A 16,476-nucleotide genomic window follows, 5' to 3' on the forward strand; every position below is an offset into this window, starting at 1 on the left:
TTGACGGCGCCGCGAAATCAACATATCAACCGGGCGGAGCCGCACAATGACACGATCGGGTCACCGGGATATTCAGCGGGCCCCGGTCCGCCCATTCCGGACACCTGCCGGCGGGGTGTCGGCCACAGTTGGTCACGACGGGTGCCCGCGCGTCACTCGGTCGGGAAAGTTCCCTGCTCGTAAGGGGAATTCGGAGTAGCGCCACGCGGTGGCGAGACGGACCCCGGTGCCGGTCGACTGGGCCGAACCGGCGATAATCGGAGCGCGGGTGCGGCCACTCGGATGATTCCCACAATACCAAGTTGTCCGCCCGGAAATGGCTGACTAACTTGAGCGGGTCCGGTTGCGGAATTCACCGGGCGGCGCGTCCCGCGTTCGGCGGGTGAAAGGACTCGGATGAACATCTTCCTGGCCGGCACTCTGTGGGTGGTCGGCGCGGCGCTCGTCGGCGCCGTGATCGGGTACCTGGTCCGGCGGTTCGGCTGGGACGAGGGGCGGGCCGACAACAACGACGCGGCCGGCCAGGTGTTCACCATCGTCGGCGGGCTGCACGCGGTGCTGATGGCGTTCGTGCTCATCTCGCTCTACGACTCGGTGGGCGGCGCGACCCAGGACGCGCAGACCGAGGCCGACAGCCTCGTGGCGGCCACCTGGGCCGCCGACGCGCTCCCGCCCGACACCGCGGACCGCGTGCGCCAGCTCGCCACCGCCTACTCGCAGACGGTCGAGCAGCAGGAGTGGCCGCGCCTGGCCGACGGCGGCGCGATCCCGGCCACCGGCTGGACGCAGCTGGACCAGATGCGCCAGGCCGTCGCGGCCGCGAACGTCGACGGCGACTGGCAGATCGACCGCAAGACCGAGGCCAGCAACCAGCTCTGGTCGGTGTACCAGTCCCGCACGCAGCGGCTGAACAACGCCGGCGGTGGTGGGGTCGGCGCAGTCGTCTGGTTCGCGCTCGTCCTCGGCAGCATCATCACGGCGATCCTGCTGCCCAACCTCTTCGGCGGCACCCGGCTCGCCGCGCACATCATCATCGTCTCCACGCTGGCCGGCACGATCACGTTGCTGTTGTTCGCGATCTACCAGCTGCAGAACCCGTTCAGCGGCGGCGCGAGCATCCCGCCGGACGCGTTCAAGTCGGCGCTGGAAAGGCTGGCTTGACCGGCGGGAGGGCCCGCTGGGCGGCGATGCTCGGCGTCGCCGCGGTGGTTTCGGCACTGCTCGCGGCGACGGGGTGGCTCGCTCCTTCGTCGCCGAAGCGCCCGGCGGCCCCGGCCCCGAACGGCTGCACGATCCTGCAGGCCGAGAACGAACGCAGCGGCGCGCCGACGACGTTGCGGCTGCTGTCGCTGCCCGACGGCCTCACGAAACGCCTGACCGAGGTCGGGTACTGGATCAACGCGATGGGCTACGCGCCCGCGCAGGACGTGGTGTACGGCGTCGCCGACGGCACCCGCGCCGGCCGCTACCACGACGGCGCGCACGCCGTGCGCATCAGCCGGACCGGCGCGGTCACCGACCTCGGCGTGGTCGGCAAGGCGGGCACGCCGCACCCGGTGTGGAGCCAGGTCACCGGCGCCACCGCCGGCGTCGTGGCCGGGAACCGCTGGTACGTCCGGCAGAACAGCGATCTGTACACAGTGGACGTCGACCCGGCGAGCGCCGACTACGTGCGCGTCGTGCACCGGACGTCGCTGCGGCCGGTGTCGCTGGCCGACGGCGTCGACGACTTCGCCTACGACCCGGCGGACGGGCTGCTGTACGGCGTCTCGACGTCGTCGCGCGGCGACAGTTCGGTGGTGACGGTCGACCCGTCGTCCGGCAAGGTCGCGGTGGTGCCCGGCCTGCAGCTGCCCAGCGGCGGTGCGTACGGCTCGGTCGTCCTCGGCCCGGGCGCGATCTACGCGACGGCCAACCACGAGGGCCGCCGGAGCGTGACGTACCGCCTGCCCCGCGACGGCTCGGGCCCGCCGGTCGAGATCTCGACCGGCCCGGTGCTGGCCAGCGGTGACGCGGCCGGCTGCTACGCCGAGGCGGCGGTGCCCCCGCCGCCGCCGACCGAGCCGCCGCCGAACACGCCGCCGCCCACCGAGCCGCCGCCCAACACCCCGCCTCCGAACACGCCCCCCCCGAACACGCCCCCGCCCAACAGCCCGCCGCCCAACTCGCCGCCGCCGAACCCGCCGACGCCGACCCCCACGCCGAAACCGAAACCGAAGTCCCCGCCGGAGCAGCCTCCGCCGTCGCAGCCGCCACCGGTGGAGGAACCGGTCGCGGTGGCGCCGCCGCCACCGACCGCGTCACCGCGGGAAGAGCCCACGACGGCGCCGCCGGCCCCGGCGTCCCCGACGAAGAAACCGCACGCTGTCCCGACGAAGAAAGCCGAACCCGTGGCGCAGGACACCGCCGTGCGGACGAAGGAGAAGCGCCGCTGGGGCCTCACGACGCTGATCCTGGTGCTGGGCGCCGGAGCGGTCGCCGCGGCCCGCCGCCACCGCTAGCGCTGTGCCCGGGTCGTGAGTGGTAATGCGGGTTAGAACCCTCATTACCACTCACGACCAGCCGCGGCAGACCACCCGGCGGCACCGTTAACGCCACGGCCTCCTCGAAGACGGGCGTTGTCCACTTCGGCCACTCAGACTCCTCCTCCGGCGCAGTCACGCGCCGGAGGAGGAGAAACCGATGAAGCGGGTACGAATCGCCCTGGTGGCCACGGTCCTGGCGCTGCCGCTGGCCGCCGCGGGGCCGGCCTCGGCGCACGAGCACGGGCCGCGGGCGAAGGACGACCACTACCGCGTCCGCGCGGGGCAGACCCTGCACGACGACGTGCTCGGCAACGACCGCGGCGCCACCGCCGTCGTCCGGCACACCGCGGCCGCGCACGGCAGCGTCACGATTGGCGCCGACGGCGCGTTCCACTACACCCCGGCACCGGGCTTCCACGGCCGTGATTCCTTCACCTACACCGTTTCCGACGCGGTGAAGCTCTACCCGACCGCGTTGAAGCCGCTCGCCACGATCGGCGGCGTCCAGCTCAAGGGCGGTGCGTACGGCTCCGCGCTGACCCCCGTCCCCGGGAACCGCGACGAGTTCTACGGCCTCACCGACCGCGGCCCGAACGTCGACGCGCCCGACGGCGGCAAGATCGAGCCGCTGCCCGCGTTCACCCCGGCCATCGGGAAGTTCCGGCTCCACGACGGGAAAGCCGTGCTGGAGAAGACGATCCCGCTGCGCGCCGCCGACGGCACGCCGTACAACGGCCAGGTCAGCCCGCAGGCCGACACCGGCGAGAAGATCGTCGACCTGAACGGGAACGTCCTGCCGAAGTCGGCGGACGGCTACGACTCCGAAGGTCTGGTCGCCCAGCGCGACGGCACGTTCTGGGTGTCCGACGAGTACGGCCCGTTCATCACGCACTTCGGCCGCGACGGCCGGGCGCTCGAGCGGCTCTCGCCGTTCGACGGCTCGCTGCCGGCCGAGCTGAAGTACCGGGTGCCGAACAAGGGCATGGAAGGCCTCGCGCTGACCCCCGACGGCCGGACGCTCGTCGGCGTCATGCAGTCCGCGCTGCAGCAGCCGGACCTGACGAAGAAGCCGGGCAACGTCACCACGCTGCGGATCGTCACCGTCGACCTGCGCACCCGCGCCACGCACGAGTACCTCTACCTGCTCGACGACCCGGCCACGACGGGCACCGCGGTCAGCGAGATCACCGCGCTGTCGGCGACCCGCTTCCTGGTGGACGAACGGGACGGCAAACTCGAACCGGGTGCCTACAAGAAGCTCTTCGAGATCGACCTGGCCGGCGCCACCGACGTCGGGCCGCGGGCGGCGGGCTACGACGCCGTCAAGGGTGGCGTGCTGGTCGGCGGCAAGAGCATCGACGCCTACGTCGGCAAGGACACCACCGCCGACGCGATCAAGGACCTCGCCGCGGCGGGGATCACGCCGGTGGGCAAGAAGCTCTCGCTCGACGTCGGCGCGCTGGTGACCGGCCTCGACCCGGCCGGCGGCTTCTTCGGGCACGACAAGGTCGAGGGCGTCGCCACCACCGACGGCGGCCGGACCCTGGTCATCAGCAACGACAACGACTTCGGCATCGACGGCGTGACGAACGCGGCGCCGCCGTACGCGCTGCACGCGAAGACGCTGCCGGACGGCCGTCAGGACGACGGCGAGTACCTCGCGGTCGACACGACCCGGCTCCCGGCGGTCACCAGCACCGCGACGGTCACCATCGACGTCCGGTAGGAATCAGTACTTGAACTGGTCGACGTTGTCGGCGGTGATGAGCAGCGGATCGCCCAGCAGGACGGTCTTCGACGGGGCGTCGTACTTCACCGCCGGCAACTCCAGGCTCACCTTGTTGACCGGGCTCAGCGGCTTGCCGTCGGCCACCTGCTTGGCCGTCCACGCGGTCAGCCAGCCCAGCGACTCGACGTTCCACAGCACCGACTGCGAGCACGAGCCGTCGAGCAGGTACGGCTTGATCGACTGCGGCGTGCCGACGCCGACGGTGAACACCTGGCCGATCTTCTGCTGTTCCTTCACGGCTTTCGCGACGCCCGGCGCGGACGTCGTGCACTCGCCGACCAGGCCGGTCAGGTCGGGGTAGCGGGTCATCAGCTGCTTGGCCAGCGCCGTCGCGGCGTCCTCGTCCTCCCCGGCGTAGACGGTCTCGACGATCTGGGCCTTGGGGTAGTGCGCGGCCGTGTACTCCTTCTGGACCGAGATCCAGCTGTTGAGGTTCGCCGCGGCCGGGCCGCACGAGACGATCGCGTACTTGCCGGCGCCGCCGGTCTTCGCCATCAGCGCGTCGGTGACCGCGGTGCCGATGCCCTCGGCGCTGGACTGGTTGACGAACACCTCGCGCTGCGTGCCCGGCGCGTCGGTGTCCGAGGTGAGCACGTGGATGCCCTTCGCCCGGGCCTCGGCGATCACCGGCGCGAGCGCGGCGGGGTCGTTCGGCGCGACGACGATGACGTCGACCTTCCGCGCGATCAGCGTGCGCAGGATCGTCACCTGCGCGGCCGGGTCGACCGACGCCGGGGCGGTCATCGTCCACTCGACACCCAGCTGCTTCGCGGCCTCCATGCCGCCGCTGTTCATCGCCTCGAAGTACGGGATCTTGGCGATCTTGGGCACGAACACGATCCGCGTCGGTGCCGGTGGCGGCGTGCTGCCGAGTTGTTCCGAGCAGCCGCCGAGCGCGAACGCCACGCTCAACAGCAGCGTCGCGATCAGCCGGGACGTCCTCGTCGGCCCTCGCATCCCCACCCATTCCTCACTGCTTGCGGACGGTCTGCGCGCGGTGGAGACCCACGGCGAACGTAGGGCCCCGGGTAACTGTGGTCAACGGGATGTGCGCAAAGGGTTACGAAAGTGAGTTCTACCTGGCGGCTTTCCGGCGGGAGAACGCCTGGTCGGCGGCGTTCGCTACGCTGAGCGACACTGGATAGCACTCTGGGTAGCACGGCGGCGAGCTGGACGTCGCTGTGCGTGCTCGCCCGCGGTGTGGCCGGCGAGACAAGCACGTCGATACCCCTTGGGGGTATAGTCGCAGGCATGAGCGAACAGCACGGGGCTTCGTGGGCGACGGCGGTTCAGGCGACGGTGCACTGCCTGACCGGCTGCGCCATCGGTGAGGTGCTCGGCATGGTGCTGGGCACGGCGTTCGACCTGCACAACGCGGCGACGGTGGTCCTGTCGATCGTGCTGGCCTTCGTCTTCGGCTACGGCCTGACGATGCGCGGCGTGCTCAAGTCGGGCCTGGACCTGGCGGCGGCGTTCAAGGTCGCGCTGGCCGCGGACACGGTGTCGATCGCGGTCATGGAGGTCATCGACAACACGGTGGTCGTGGCGATCCCGGGGGCGATGGACGCGGGCCTGGCCAGCGTGCTCTTCTGGCTTTCGCTGGTGCTCTCGCTCGCGATCGCGTTCGTCGTGACGGTGCCGGTGAACAAGTGGATGATCGGCCGCGGGCTCGGGCACGCGAAGGTGCACGCCCACCACCAGCACTGACGGCCTCGGGGAGGTGGCGGCCTCCCCGGTCGGGTCCTACCGGCTCGACAGGTCGACGGCGCGGTCCACCTTGGCGCGGTCGAGCACCCGCAGGATGCCTTCGAGCAGGTAGTAGTCGGCGTACGGCAGCGAGATCTCGATGCCGTCCTCGGCCGGGCGGTTGCGGGTGCAGCGCGCGACCGTCGCCTCGGCCCGCGCCGACTTCGTCGTCAGGCACGTCTTCGACGTCGCGTCGAGGATCCGCAGCGCGCTGTCCCGGTACTGCGGGCGGTGCGTCTGCTCGGCCAGGTCGAGCAGCCCGCACGCCATGACCACGCCGGCGGAGGCGTCCTTGATGTCGTTCGGCGCCTGCGGGGCGAGGTAGTCCCACACCGGCACGTTGTCGGGCGTGAGCCGCGACAGCGCGTAGTCCGCGAGGCGCCGGGCCGTCGTCAGGAACTCCTTGTCACCGGTGCGCCGGTAGATCGTGGTGAACCCGTAGATCCCCCACGCCTGCCCGCGCGACCAGCACGACGTCGGGCTGTAGCCCTGCACGGTGTTCTGCCCGATCGGCGCCCCGGTGACGGGGTCGAAGTCGAACACGTGCGGCGTCGAGCCGTCCGGGCGGACGAAGTTGCGCTGCGCGGTCTTCGCGTGCGCGATCGCGACGTCGAGGTACTGCGGATCGCCGGTCTGTTTGCTCGCGAAAGCCAGCAGGTCGAGGTTCATCATCGTGTCCATGATGACGCGGCCCGCGTCCTTCGGGTCGGTCAGCGCGCCCCAGGCGCGGATGAACTTCCCGGCCGGGTTGAAGCGCTTGATCAGCGACGCCGCGGCCTGCACCGCGCCGGCCCGCCACTTCTCGTCGCCGGTGAGCCGCCACGCGGTGACCCACGACGGGTAGAAGAGGAAGCCGAGATCGTGTGTACCGGTGTCGAACTGCCGCGGCGCGAGTTTGTCCGCGGACGCCAGCGCGAGCGTCTTGAATTGTTCGTCGCCGCTGTGCAGGTACGCCAGCCACAACTGACCGGGCCAGAATCCGCCGACCCAGTCGCCATTCTGCGAATATGCCCATTTCTCGAACTTCGTGCCGGTCGGAAACGCGGTGACCCCGGGGGCCACGGCGCGGAGCTTGGCCACCGCGTAGTCGGCCGCTTGGCGGAGCGTCCGGGTGACGGTTGCCTGGTCGACGGCAGCAGGGGTACTCGCCGACGCCGTGGTGGAGGTGCTGGCGCTCACCGCCACCGCGGCACCGGCCGCGGTGGTCAGCAGGGTTCTCCGGGTAACGCTCACAAGGTGCCCGCCATTCCGTGTGGGGAAATGCTCCAGGTGCCGGAAGTTTTACACAACGGACATGTGCTTGTACACCCGGCGGATCGTTGTTCACGGTTGTGAATTGATGTCCCGGAGAGCGGAATACACACTGCGCGAAATGGGCGAAGGCCCGGCGGGGGATGCCGGGCCTTCGCTGTTGTCGCGGGGGTGAGGGCAGTCAACCACGCGACGATCGAGGCTCACTCGAGCCGCGGGCCGCTCAGCAGTGCGGGGCGACCGGGCTGTCGGAGCCGGTCTGCAGGTACGTGTCCGACACGTAGTGGCCGGCGCCGATGCGGTCCCAGATGTTGCTCGTGCCGAACTTGCCGGTGACCGTGTCGCCGGTGGTGTAGCACTCGATCGTCACCTTGGCGTAGTTCGCCGCGAGGCCCTTGACCGCCGCCGACGTGCTGGCGCTCGCCCGGACGTTCAGCGGGTCGCCCGCGGTGCCGACCACGCCCGTCGGGCCGGAGCCGGTCCACAGGTACGTCACGTTCACGTAGCCGTTGTCGGACATGCCGAGGCCGTCCCAGAACACGCCGTCGGCGAGGTCGATGCCCGCCGGGTTCAGGACCGTGCGGCCCGAGTCGTCCTTCTTGCCGTTGTAACCGTCGAGGTAGGCGGCCTGCGCTTCGGGCTTGCCCTGCGGCAGGTCCTTGAACTCCGCGCGGACCGACGCCGGGTTCCAGTAGTCGTCGTGGATGTTCCACGGGCCGACCTCCCACACCGGCGCGTACTCGCACTTGCTGCCGTCGGTGCGGCAGACGCGCGCGGTGTAGTTGCCGGTGCCCTTGGGGGACACGGACTTCACCGACGGGAACGAGACGAAGTGGTCGTGGCTGACGATCTTGTGGCCGTTGGCGGTGGTGCCGCCGACGAGACCCTCGCGGGTGCCGTAGACCTTGTAGGTCAACGGCGTCGTCGCGGCGAGCGCGTCGACCCGCGGGATGGAGTCCGCGCTGAGCGCGACGCTCCGGACGGCCGGGGCGACGCCGTCGGTGGTGCTGTGCAGGCTGATCCGCACCTGCACGGAACCGACGCTCGCCCCCAGCGCCGTGCCCGCGGGCGCCCACTCCGTCCAGTCGTTCACGCCGGTGCGGCCGCGGACGTCGACCTCGACGCTCGTGCCGGCCGGGACGTCGGCGCCGACCGCCGCGCTGACGCGGTCGGCCGGGCCGCTCAGCGCGTGCTCCGGCAGGAGCAGGCTGCCTTCGCTGCCCGCGAAGACCCGCGCGGTTCTGTGCCACGCCGGGTCGGCCAGCGTGAGCGTTCCGCCCGCGCCGGTGACGTTGACGTCGTCGCCGTCCACAGTGGACAGGTCGGCGCTCCAGCCGTTCGCCGCCGCGGTCGCCGCCTGGGCGGGGGCTCCGGCCAGCGCCGTCACCGCTCCCGCGGCCAGTACCGCCGCGGTCACGCGGCCGGTCTTCCTGATCCGGATCATCCCCGGTCTCCCTTCGCCCTCGTTCACTCGAACGTGGCAAAGCCTGGCGGGGGCCCATACATGATCCGTACAAAGTCACTCGCAGGCGAATCGGCCGGCGTCCAATGCCCTGAAGGTGCCCCTCACGGCAAGCGGCAAGCGGCAGGTGGCGAGCGGTCAGGCGGAGACGGTGTGCGGGGGTTCGGCGGGTGGCGCCGGGTCCGGCGGCCGCGTCGACAGCTCGTGCCAGAGCGCCAGCGCGCGCTCCGAGTACTCCCGGGACCGGTCCGGCTGCGCCAGGGCCTGGTGCAGCTCGCCGAGCAGCTGCGACACCTCCGCCTCCGAGCGCCGGTCGCCGTTGCGGCGGTGCACCGACAGCGAGTTCACCAGCAGCAGCTGGGCGTGCGCGAAGTCGCCGCTGTGCAGGCACAGCTCGCCGAGGTTCTGGTTCGCGTAGCCGACGCAGTGGTCGTCGCCGAGGTCGGTGAAGATCGCGATCGCCCGGTCGACGTGCTCGCGGGCCGCGGCCAGGTTGCCCTGGTGCTGGTGGAGCAGGCCGAGCCGCTTGAACGCGTGGGCCTCGCGGTGCCGGTCGCCGATCGCCGCCGACAGCTCGAGCGCGTCGGTGAACCAGCGCTTCGCGGCCGCGTAGCAGCCGCGTGCCATCCAGACCGCGCCCGCGCTGATCCGGGCGACGGCTTCGCCGTGCCGGTCGTCCGCCTCGGCGAACACCTTCAGGGCCTCGTGACAGTGGTCGAGCGCGCGGTCGCCTTCGCCCTCGATGCGCAGGATGGTGGCCAGCCCGGTCAGCGCGATGCCGACGCCCTGGGCGTCGCCGACCCGCTCGAACAGCGCCTTCGACTCCTCGAACGCCACCCGCGACCGGGCGTATTCGTCCTGGTAGAGCAGGTACTGACCGACGTTGCGCTGCACGATCGCCTCGGCGCGCAGCGAGCCGGTGCGCCGGGCCGCGGCGAGCGCGATGGTGTGCGTGCTGTGCCAGTCGTCCTGGTGGCCGCGCAGGTCGAAGTACGGCGTCAACGCGGACGCGAGCTGCCAGGCCAGGTCGTCGAACCCGTGCCCGGCGGCCAGCGAGACGGCCGCGACGCTGGTGGGCCGCTCGGCCGCGAACCACGCCGCGGTCTCGGGCGGCAGCACGTCGGCGGGTAGCTGCGGCCGGGGCAGCTCGTCGTCGCGGTACCTGCCGAAGAAGTGGATCGGCATGAGCCGCGCGGCTTCGAGCGCGAGCGCGAGGTAGCCCTCCAGCACCCGCCGCAGCCCCGCGCGCGTCTTCGCGGGATCACTCTGCTCGGCCAGCTCCACGGCGTACACACGCAGCAGGTCGTGCAGCCGGTAACGCGGCTGCCCGGCGGCGTCGGAGCCGACCAGCTCGACGAGGTGGCCGTCGACGAGCACGTCGAGCACGTCGTCGGCCTCGCGGCGGCCCAGCACCGCGGCGACCGCCCACGCCGGGAACTGCACCGGCCCGAGCAGCCCGAGCCCGCGGAACGCCGTCGCCGCCGACAGCGGCAGCAGGTCGTAGGAGAGCGTCACACTCGCGCGGACGGCGAGGTCGCCGACGCGCAGCTCGTCGAGGCGCCGGCGTTCGTCGCGCAGCCGGTCGGCCAGCAGCCGCAGCGTCCAACCCGGCCGGTGGGTGAGCTTCGCGCCGGCGACCCGGATCGCCAGCGGCAGGTGCCCGCACTGGCGCAGGATCGCCGCGGCGCTCTCCGGTTCCGCGGCCACGCGCTCGGCGCCGACGATGCCCTCCAGCAGCCGCGCGCCGTCGGCCTCGGGCAGCAGGTCGACGTCCACCGGCTTCGCCCCGGCGAGCCCGGGCAGCCGCAGCCGGCTGGTCACCAGCACCGCGCACGCGCCGGCGCCGGGCAGCAGCGGCCGCACCTGCGCGGCGCTGCCGGCGTCGTCGAGCACGACGCACATCCGCCGCCCGGCCAGCCGCGATCGCAGCAGCGCGGCCCGTTCGGCCGGCTCGCGCGGCAGGCCGGCGTCCGGGATGCCCAGCGCGTGCAGCAGTTCCGCGAGCACGCCCATCGGCGCGCGCGGTGACGACGACGTGCCGGCCAGGTCGACGTGCAGCTGCCCGTCGGGGAAGTCGTCGCGGACGGCGTGCGCGACGCGGACGGCGACCGCGGACTTGCCGACGCCGGGCGCGCCCGACAGCACGATCACCGCGGGCGCGTTGCGCTCGGCGCGCTCCTTCATCAGCGCGACGACCTCGCGGATGACGTCGTCGCGGCCGGTGAAGTCCGGCAGGTCGAGCGGCAGCTGGCAGATCGGGGCGAGGTCGGCGGGGCGCGTGGCAGGCACGCTCTCGGACACCACCAGCGTCGCGCGCAGCTCCCGCAGCCGGGCACCGGGTTCGGCACCGAGCTCCTCGCGCAGCACCCGCCGGGCCGCGTCGAACGCGTCGATCGCGTCGGTGGTCCGGCCCGCGGCGCGCAGCGCGACGATCAGCTGCGCCCAGAGTTCTTCCCGCAGCGGGTGTTCGGTGACCAGGCCGCGCAGCTCGGCGACGGCCTCGCCGCCGCGGCCGAGGTCGATCCGCGCGCGCAGCCGCTGTTCCTGCACCGAAAGCCGCAGCTCGGCGAGCCGGGCGACGGTCGCGCCCCAGCTGTGGTCGTGGGGGAGCCCTTCGAGAACTTCGCCGCGCCACAGGCCTTCGGCGCGGTCGAGCACCGTGAGAGCGCTTTCGGCGTCCCCGCGGTCGAGCGCTTCCCGCGCGTCGCCCGCCGCCGCGGTGAACGCGAGGTGGTCCAGTTCGCCGGGCGACGCGGTCAGCAGGTAGCCGGAGGCCCGGCTGCTGATCCGCTCGCCGAGGCCGGGGTCGATCTCGGCGAACCGCCGTCGCAGCGAATGGACGTAGGTCCGGATGTTCGCCGCGGCCGAGCGGGGCGCCGAATCCGGCCACAGCACCTCCACCAGCACCTCGGTGGACACGACGACGTTCGGTTGCAGCGCCAGGGCGGCCAGCAGCAGCCGGGGCTTCGGGCCGCCGAGGGCGATCACCCGCCCGGCGGCGGTGACCTCCAGCGGCCCGAGGACGCGGATGGTAAGCGAGGTGGCCTCAACCTGCCCGATGAGTTCCCCCATGCCCGGATGCTATTTCCCGGCCACCGGGCCCGATAGATCCATTCGGAGTGTCTGCGCGCGGGTCCGGCGCTTTGTATGGGACGTGTACCGGAGTGCGTCACGCTCCCGCCATGAAGCGTTTGAACCTCCGGCGTATCGCCGGCTTAGGGATCATTCTCACGGCGGTGGGCACGCTCTCGGTGGGCGGCGCGCTCGAGGCGTCCGCCGCGGCGACCGGCACCATCAAGACCGCGGGCGACCCGCTGAACGTCCGCCGGGCGCCCACCACGAGCGCCACGGCCGTCAAGACCGTCGCGAACGGCGCGTCGGTGAGCATCGACTGCCAGACCACCGGCACGTCCGTGACCGGCACCTTCGGCACGAGCACGTTGTGGGACTACGTGCCCGCGCTCGGCGGCTACGTCTCCGACACCTACGTCAACACGGGCTCCGACACGCGGGTCGCGCCCGACTGCGGCGTCGGCACGGGCAGCGGCCAGTGCGCCGACGCCTGCGTCGGCGAGGGCCAGTACCGCTCGTCCGACTCGCACTTCCTGGTCTACGACACCGATGCCGACGGCTACTCCGCCGTCGTCACCTACTGGCTCAAGGGCGGCGCCGGCCCGTTCTACGTCTGGAACTCCGGCGGCGAGGGCACGAAGGTCGACAAGGCCGTCACCGTCGCGAAGGGCGGCTGGGTCTTCTACAAGGTCTGCGTCGCCAACTACACCACCGGCAAGCCGGACCTGAAGTCCTGCAGCGACGGCATCACCGACTTCGCCGCCTGACCGCGTCTTCCCCCTCCCCGAAAGGACTTCCCGACATGAGTCAGGTCAACCGGCGCAAGGTGCTGCTCGGCGGCCTCGCCGCGGTCACCGCCACGGCGGCTTCGGCGGCCCTGCCGTCCTGGGCGAACGCCCGCACCACGGCGGCCGCGCCCGCCATCCACGATCCGTTCCAGCTCGGCGTCGCCTCCGGCGATCCGCTTCCCGACAGCGTGGTGCTGTGGACGAGACTCGCGCCCGCGCCGCTGAACGCGGACGGTTTCGGCGGCATGCCCGACGCGACGTACGCGGTCGACTGGGAGATCGCGAACGACGCGGCGTTCAGCTCGATCGTGCAGAGCGGCTCGGCGAGCGCGGTCCGCGCGTCCGCGCACAGTGTCCACATCGAACCCGTCGGGTTGCAGCCCGCGCGTGAATACTTCTACCGCTTCAAGACTTCCGGCTACATCTCGCCGGTCGGCCGCACGCGCACCGCGCCCGCCGCGGGCGCCGCCGTCAACCAGCTCAAGTACTGCTTCACCTCCTGCCAGCACTGGGAGGAGGGCTACTACCACGCGTACAAGGGCGTCGTGGCCGACGACCCGGACCTGGTGCTGTTCCTCGGCGACTACATCTACGAGAAGAAGTCGGGCCGCGCCGCGGCGGAGCGCAACCCGCGCAGCCTCGCCGTCGCCGACGACGCGACCACGCTCGCGATCTACCGCGCCCGCCACGGGCAGCACAAGACCGACGCCGACCTGCAGGCCGCGCACGCCATCGCGCCGTGGATCGTCGTCTTCGACGACCACGAGGTGATGAACAACTGGAACGGCACCACCTCGCCCGCGCCCGCCGCGCGCAAGGCCGCCGGGTTCCAGGCGTTCTACGAGCACACCCCGATCCGCTCGACCGCGAAGCCGAACGGCTCGTCGATCCAGCTGTACCGCCAGCTCATGTGGGGCAACCTGGCCCGGTTCCACATGCTCGACACCCGCCAGTTCCGCAACGCCCAGGTCGCCGACCCGTCCGGCTCGGCGGGCCCCTCCTGCACCGACATGCGCAGCACCTCGCGCAGCATCCTGGGGGCCACGGAGGAGGCGTGGCTGCTCAAGCAGTTCGAGTCGCACCCGGCGACGTGGGACTTCCTCGCCCAGCAGGTCTTCTTCGCCACGCGGGACGGCGACGGCAACAAGGCCACCTGCGAGAGCCCCGACTCCTGGCAGGGCTACGAGGCTTCACGCGACCGGATCGCGAAGGGCTGGGTCGACCGGAAGGTGGCCAACCCGATCGTGCTGACCGGCGACGTCCACCGGCACTGGGCCGCCGACCTGCGGCTGGACTACTTCGACCACAGCGACCCGCTCATCGGCTCGGAGCTCGTCACGACGTCGGTGACGAGCAACAGCGACACCGCGACCCCGCCGAGCGCGGCCTGGCTGGCGAACAACCCGCACGTCAAGTACTGCAAGGGCGAGCGCGGCTACGTCCGCGTCACGGCCACGCCGTCGCAGACGCGGGCGGACTTCATGACGACGTCCGACACGAGCGTCTACGACCCGGCGAAGGTGGTCATCAAGAACGACGCCAGCTACGTAGTGCAAGCAGGGACGCCTGGCCTGCAGAAGGTCTGACCCCCGGGCGCTACGCTGAGTGACGTGACCGATGAACTGGGCCTGCGGGAGCGCAAGAAGCTCCGCACGCGGGCGGCGATCTCGACGGCGGCGATCACGCTCTTCCTGGAGCGCGGGTTCGACGCCGTCGGGGTCGCCGAGGTGGCGCGGGTGGCCGAGGTGTCCAAGCGGACCCTCTTCGCCTACTTCCCGAGCAAGGAGGACCTGGTGCTGCACCGGTTCGCCGACCACGAGACGGACGCGGCGGACGTCGTCCGCGCCCGCCGCCCGGGCCAGGGGCCGCTGGCGGCGCTGCGGGAGGCGTTCCTGCGCGGCCTCGCCGAGCGCGAACCGGTGACCGGCCTGTGCGACGCCCTCGAGGTCGTCGCGGTGTTCCGGCTGGTCACCGGCACCCCGGCGCTGGTGGCGCGGCTGGCGGAGTTCGTCTCCGCGGGGGAGGCGGCACTGGCACTGGCGTTGATGGAAGCGAACGTGCCGTCACTGGACGCCGAACTGGCGGCGGCCCAGATCGCGGCGGTCCGCCGGCTGCTGTCGACGGCCAACATGGACGCCGTCGCGAACGGGATTCCCGCGGAGCAGCGCCATCCGGACGCGGTCGCCGCCGCCGATCGGGCGTTCGGCCTGCTGTCGTCCGGCGTAGGTTTCGGCTGATGCGGGATTCACGGTGTGGACCATGAAAAATGCACGTTCGCCGCGGGCTTCGCGAAGGTAGACTGCGAAAATCCTGATAGGACACCGAAGCCGGCAGAGGTCTTCGGTGTCAGGACCGGTTCGCCGCCACGAAAACCGGAGCACCGCACCATCGCACAACGGGGGACCCGCACCCGGCTGGGGGTGGTGCGGGTCCCCTGGTCAAGCGTGGAAGGCCGGAGGGGAACTCTTTCCTCAGGATGTCGATGTCGCGAGCCTGCGTGTACCGACCTGCTGGGCCCGCAGGGACGAGCACATAAGCGACTCCGAGCGACGATGCGCTACGAGTGGCTGCGGATCAACAAGACCGATGAGCTCGGACCACACCACGGCTACTGCCTGATCACCGGCCGTTCACAGAACTCTTTCCAGAACGCCCGGCCGGGTGGCTTGGGTGATGGCAGCCTCCAAGGTCCGATGCAGCTCACCGGAGTCGGCGGTCGCGAAATAGTGGGGCATGTCCGCTCGATCGAGAACGGACGCCGTCGGCCCGATACCGAGCAGATAGGGTGAGTAGAGGATCAAGCTGTGCGGTCCGGAATCCGCGCACAGCGCGGCCATACCGGGGAATTCGCTCGCTTGGTGGACCTCGAATCGGTCGGCGTCCCCGGCGTGGCGTTCCTTGAACTGCGCGAAACGCTTCAGTGATTCCTTGATCTTGGGCGCGAGCTGCTCGCCACGCAGTCGTGAGAAGATCGCCGTTGCCTCGCTGGCCGGGTCGAGCAGTACACAGCGGTATGTCCCGCCGCGCCGGAGGAACTCGAGCACCGCGTCACGGTAGACCGCGGGCCTATCGGTTGTGATCATCCGGTTCGAACAGGAGTTGAGCGTGGTGCCCAAATCCAGCAGGTCCCGGGACGCGGTGCTGACCAGGTGAGCTTTGTCCTGCTGGCTGGGTCGGCGGGGATAGGCGTGGACACGCACATTGCCGGGCAGTCCAGTTGCTCGCAGCCACGCCCGCCTGCCCGGCTCTACTTCATCGCCGGTACGCATGAGGTAGATCTGCTGTCCTTCGAAAACGCCGACCCACTCGAGCCGATCCATGAACGGGCCTGCTACCCGGTGCACTGCATCGGAGACGGCCAGCCGGTCTGGAGGGACGGCCTCTTCCAGATGCGCGGCGAAGTTGATGTGTGGTGAGTGGATCGAAGCGAGCCGGTCGCCGGGCAGCCGGATGGCTCCCTTGTGCACGGCCAACCGGAGGCGTAGCTCACCGGTGAACTCGGCCTGCGCGAGCTCTTCCCGTAACCGCGGGACGTCTTCGGTCAGGATCGCGTGGCCTGCATCGAGCGTGACGTCCCGCGTCACGCTCTCGTTGTCATCGTGCAGAATGAAGAAGCCGCCGTCGCCTCGCCAGCTCCACAGCTCGGCGCGGGCACAGCCGAGGTCTCGAGCCGTCTTTTCGACTCTGGCGATCAGCCGCTCCCGCAGTAGGTCGAACGCGTGCGCGGCCCGGTCCCGCGGGTTGCGGCCCACTATGCTGGAGTACCCGGACGCGTCAAGGAACAGGACGTACACGTCGTCGTAGGTCACGTCGGCCTTGAACGGATCCGCGTCCATCTCTCCA

Annotated in this window: 12 protein-coding genes; 7 read left to right on the forward strand and 5 right to left on the reverse strand. The window is 71.2% G+C overall.

The genetic code is table 11. The features are described from left to right. The first annotated feature begins 396 nt into the window (after positions 1 to 396). From OHS58_RS45190 to OHS58_RS45200, 3 genes are all read left to right on the forward strand, one after another. Positions 397 to 1,161 carry a bestrophin-like domain gene (locus OHS58_RS45190; protein WP_326946734.1) on the forward strand — a complete coding sequence of 255 codons (765 nt, stop codon included), beginning with the start codon at positions 397 to 399 and terminating at the stop codon, positions 1,159 to 1,161. Further along, complete coding sequence (locus OHS58_RS45195; RefSeq protein WP_328646353.1) at positions 1,158 to 2,501, forward strand: DUF6923 family protein; 1,344 nt, start codon at positions 1,158 to 1,160, stop codon at positions 2,499 to 2,501. The genes OHS58_RS45190 and OHS58_RS45195 overlap by 4 nt, the downstream gene beginning before the upstream one ends. A 181-nt stretch (positions 2,502 to 2,682) precedes the next feature. Continuing rightward, complete coding sequence (locus OHS58_RS45200) at positions 2,683 to 4,251, forward strand: esterase-like activity of phytase family protein (protein WP_328646354.1); 1,569 nt, start codon at positions 2,683 to 2,685, stop codon at positions 4,249 to 4,251. 3 nt (positions 4,252 to 4,254) lie between these two features. Here the strand turns inward: OHS58_RS45200 and OHS58_RS45205 are convergent, their stop codons facing one another. Then, the gene (locus OHS58_RS45205; protein ID WP_328646355.1) at positions 4,255 to 5,271 is read right to left on the reverse strand and encodes an autoinducer 2 ABC transporter substrate-binding protein; all 1,017 of its coding nucleotides are present in this window, start codon (positions 5,269 to 5,271) and stop codon (positions 4,255 to 4,257) included. Positions 5,272 to 5,565: 294 nt separating this feature from the next. Here OHS58_RS45205 and OHS58_RS45210 point away from each other — a divergent pair, with 294 nt between their 5' ends. After that, positions 5,566 to 6,021: a DUF4396 domain-containing protein gene (locus tag OHS58_RS45210; RefSeq protein ID WP_328646356.1), complete on the forward strand. Its 456-nt coding sequence runs from the start codon at positions 5,566 to 5,568 to the stop codon at positions 6,019 to 6,021. A gap of 36 nt (positions 6,022 to 6,057) precedes the next feature. Here the strand turns inward: OHS58_RS45210 and OHS58_RS45215 are convergent, their stop codons facing one another. From OHS58_RS45215 to OHS58_RS45225, 3 genes are all read right to left on the reverse strand, one after another. Beyond that, entirely contained in the window at positions 6,058 to 7,293 is a 1,236-nt protein-coding gene (locus tag OHS58_RS45215) for a glycoside hydrolase family 88 protein (RefSeq protein WP_328646357.1), read from the reverse strand. A 241-nt stretch (positions 7,294 to 7,534) separates the two neighbouring features. Further along, positions 7,535 to 8,755 carry a hypothetical protein gene (locus tag OHS58_RS45220; protein WP_328646358.1) on the reverse strand — a complete coding sequence of 407 codons (1,221 nt, stop codon included), beginning with the start codon at positions 8,753 to 8,755 and terminating at the stop codon, positions 7,535 to 7,537. A 156-nt stretch (positions 8,756 to 8,911) separates the two neighbouring features. Then, entirely contained in the window at positions 8,912 to 11,845 is a 2,934-nt protein-coding gene (locus OHS58_RS45225) for an AfsR/SARP family transcriptional regulator (RefSeq protein ID WP_328646359.1), read from the reverse strand. Between the two features lie 110 nt (positions 11,846 to 11,955). Here OHS58_RS45225 and OHS58_RS45230 point away from each other — a divergent pair, with 110 nt between their 5' ends. The 3 genes from OHS58_RS45230 to OHS58_RS45240 are packed head-to-tail and all read left to right on the forward strand — an operon-like array spanning position 11,956 to position 14,870. Further along, positions 11,956 to 12,612, forward strand: a complete 657-nt coding sequence (locus OHS58_RS45230) for a hypothetical protein (RefSeq protein ID WP_328646360.1) — start codon at positions 11,956 to 11,958, stop codon at positions 12,610 to 12,612. A 35-nt stretch (positions 12,613 to 12,647) separates the two neighbouring features. Next, the gene (locus OHS58_RS45235; RefSeq protein ID WP_328646361.1) at positions 12,648 to 14,219 is read left to right on the forward strand and encodes an alkaline phosphatase D family protein; all 1,572 of its coding nucleotides are present in this window, start codon (positions 12,648 to 12,650) and stop codon (positions 14,217 to 14,219) included. A 24-nt stretch (positions 14,220 to 14,243) separates the two neighbouring features. Beyond that, positions 14,244 to 14,870, forward strand: coding sequence for a TetR family transcriptional regulator (locus OHS58_RS45240; RefSeq protein WP_326946743.1), 627 nt, complete (start codon positions 14,244 to 14,246; stop codon positions 14,868 to 14,870). 393 nt (positions 14,871 to 15,263) lie between these two features. Here OHS58_RS45240 and OHS58_RS45245 read toward each other — a convergent pair whose 3' ends face one another. Continuing rightward, positions 15,264 to 16,469 (reverse strand): hypothetical protein, encoded by a 1,206-nt coding sequence (locus tag OHS58_RS45245; RefSeq protein ID WP_328646362.1) that lies wholly within the window; start codon positions 16,467 to 16,469, stop codon positions 15,264 to 15,266. Positions 16,470 to 16,476: the final 7 nt, after the last annotated feature.

It is taken from the genome of Amycolatopsis sp. NBC_00348 (assembly GCF_036114655.1).
Classification (GTDB): domain Bacteria; phylum Actinomycetota; class Actinomycetes; order Mycobacteriales; family Pseudonocardiaceae; genus Amycolatopsis.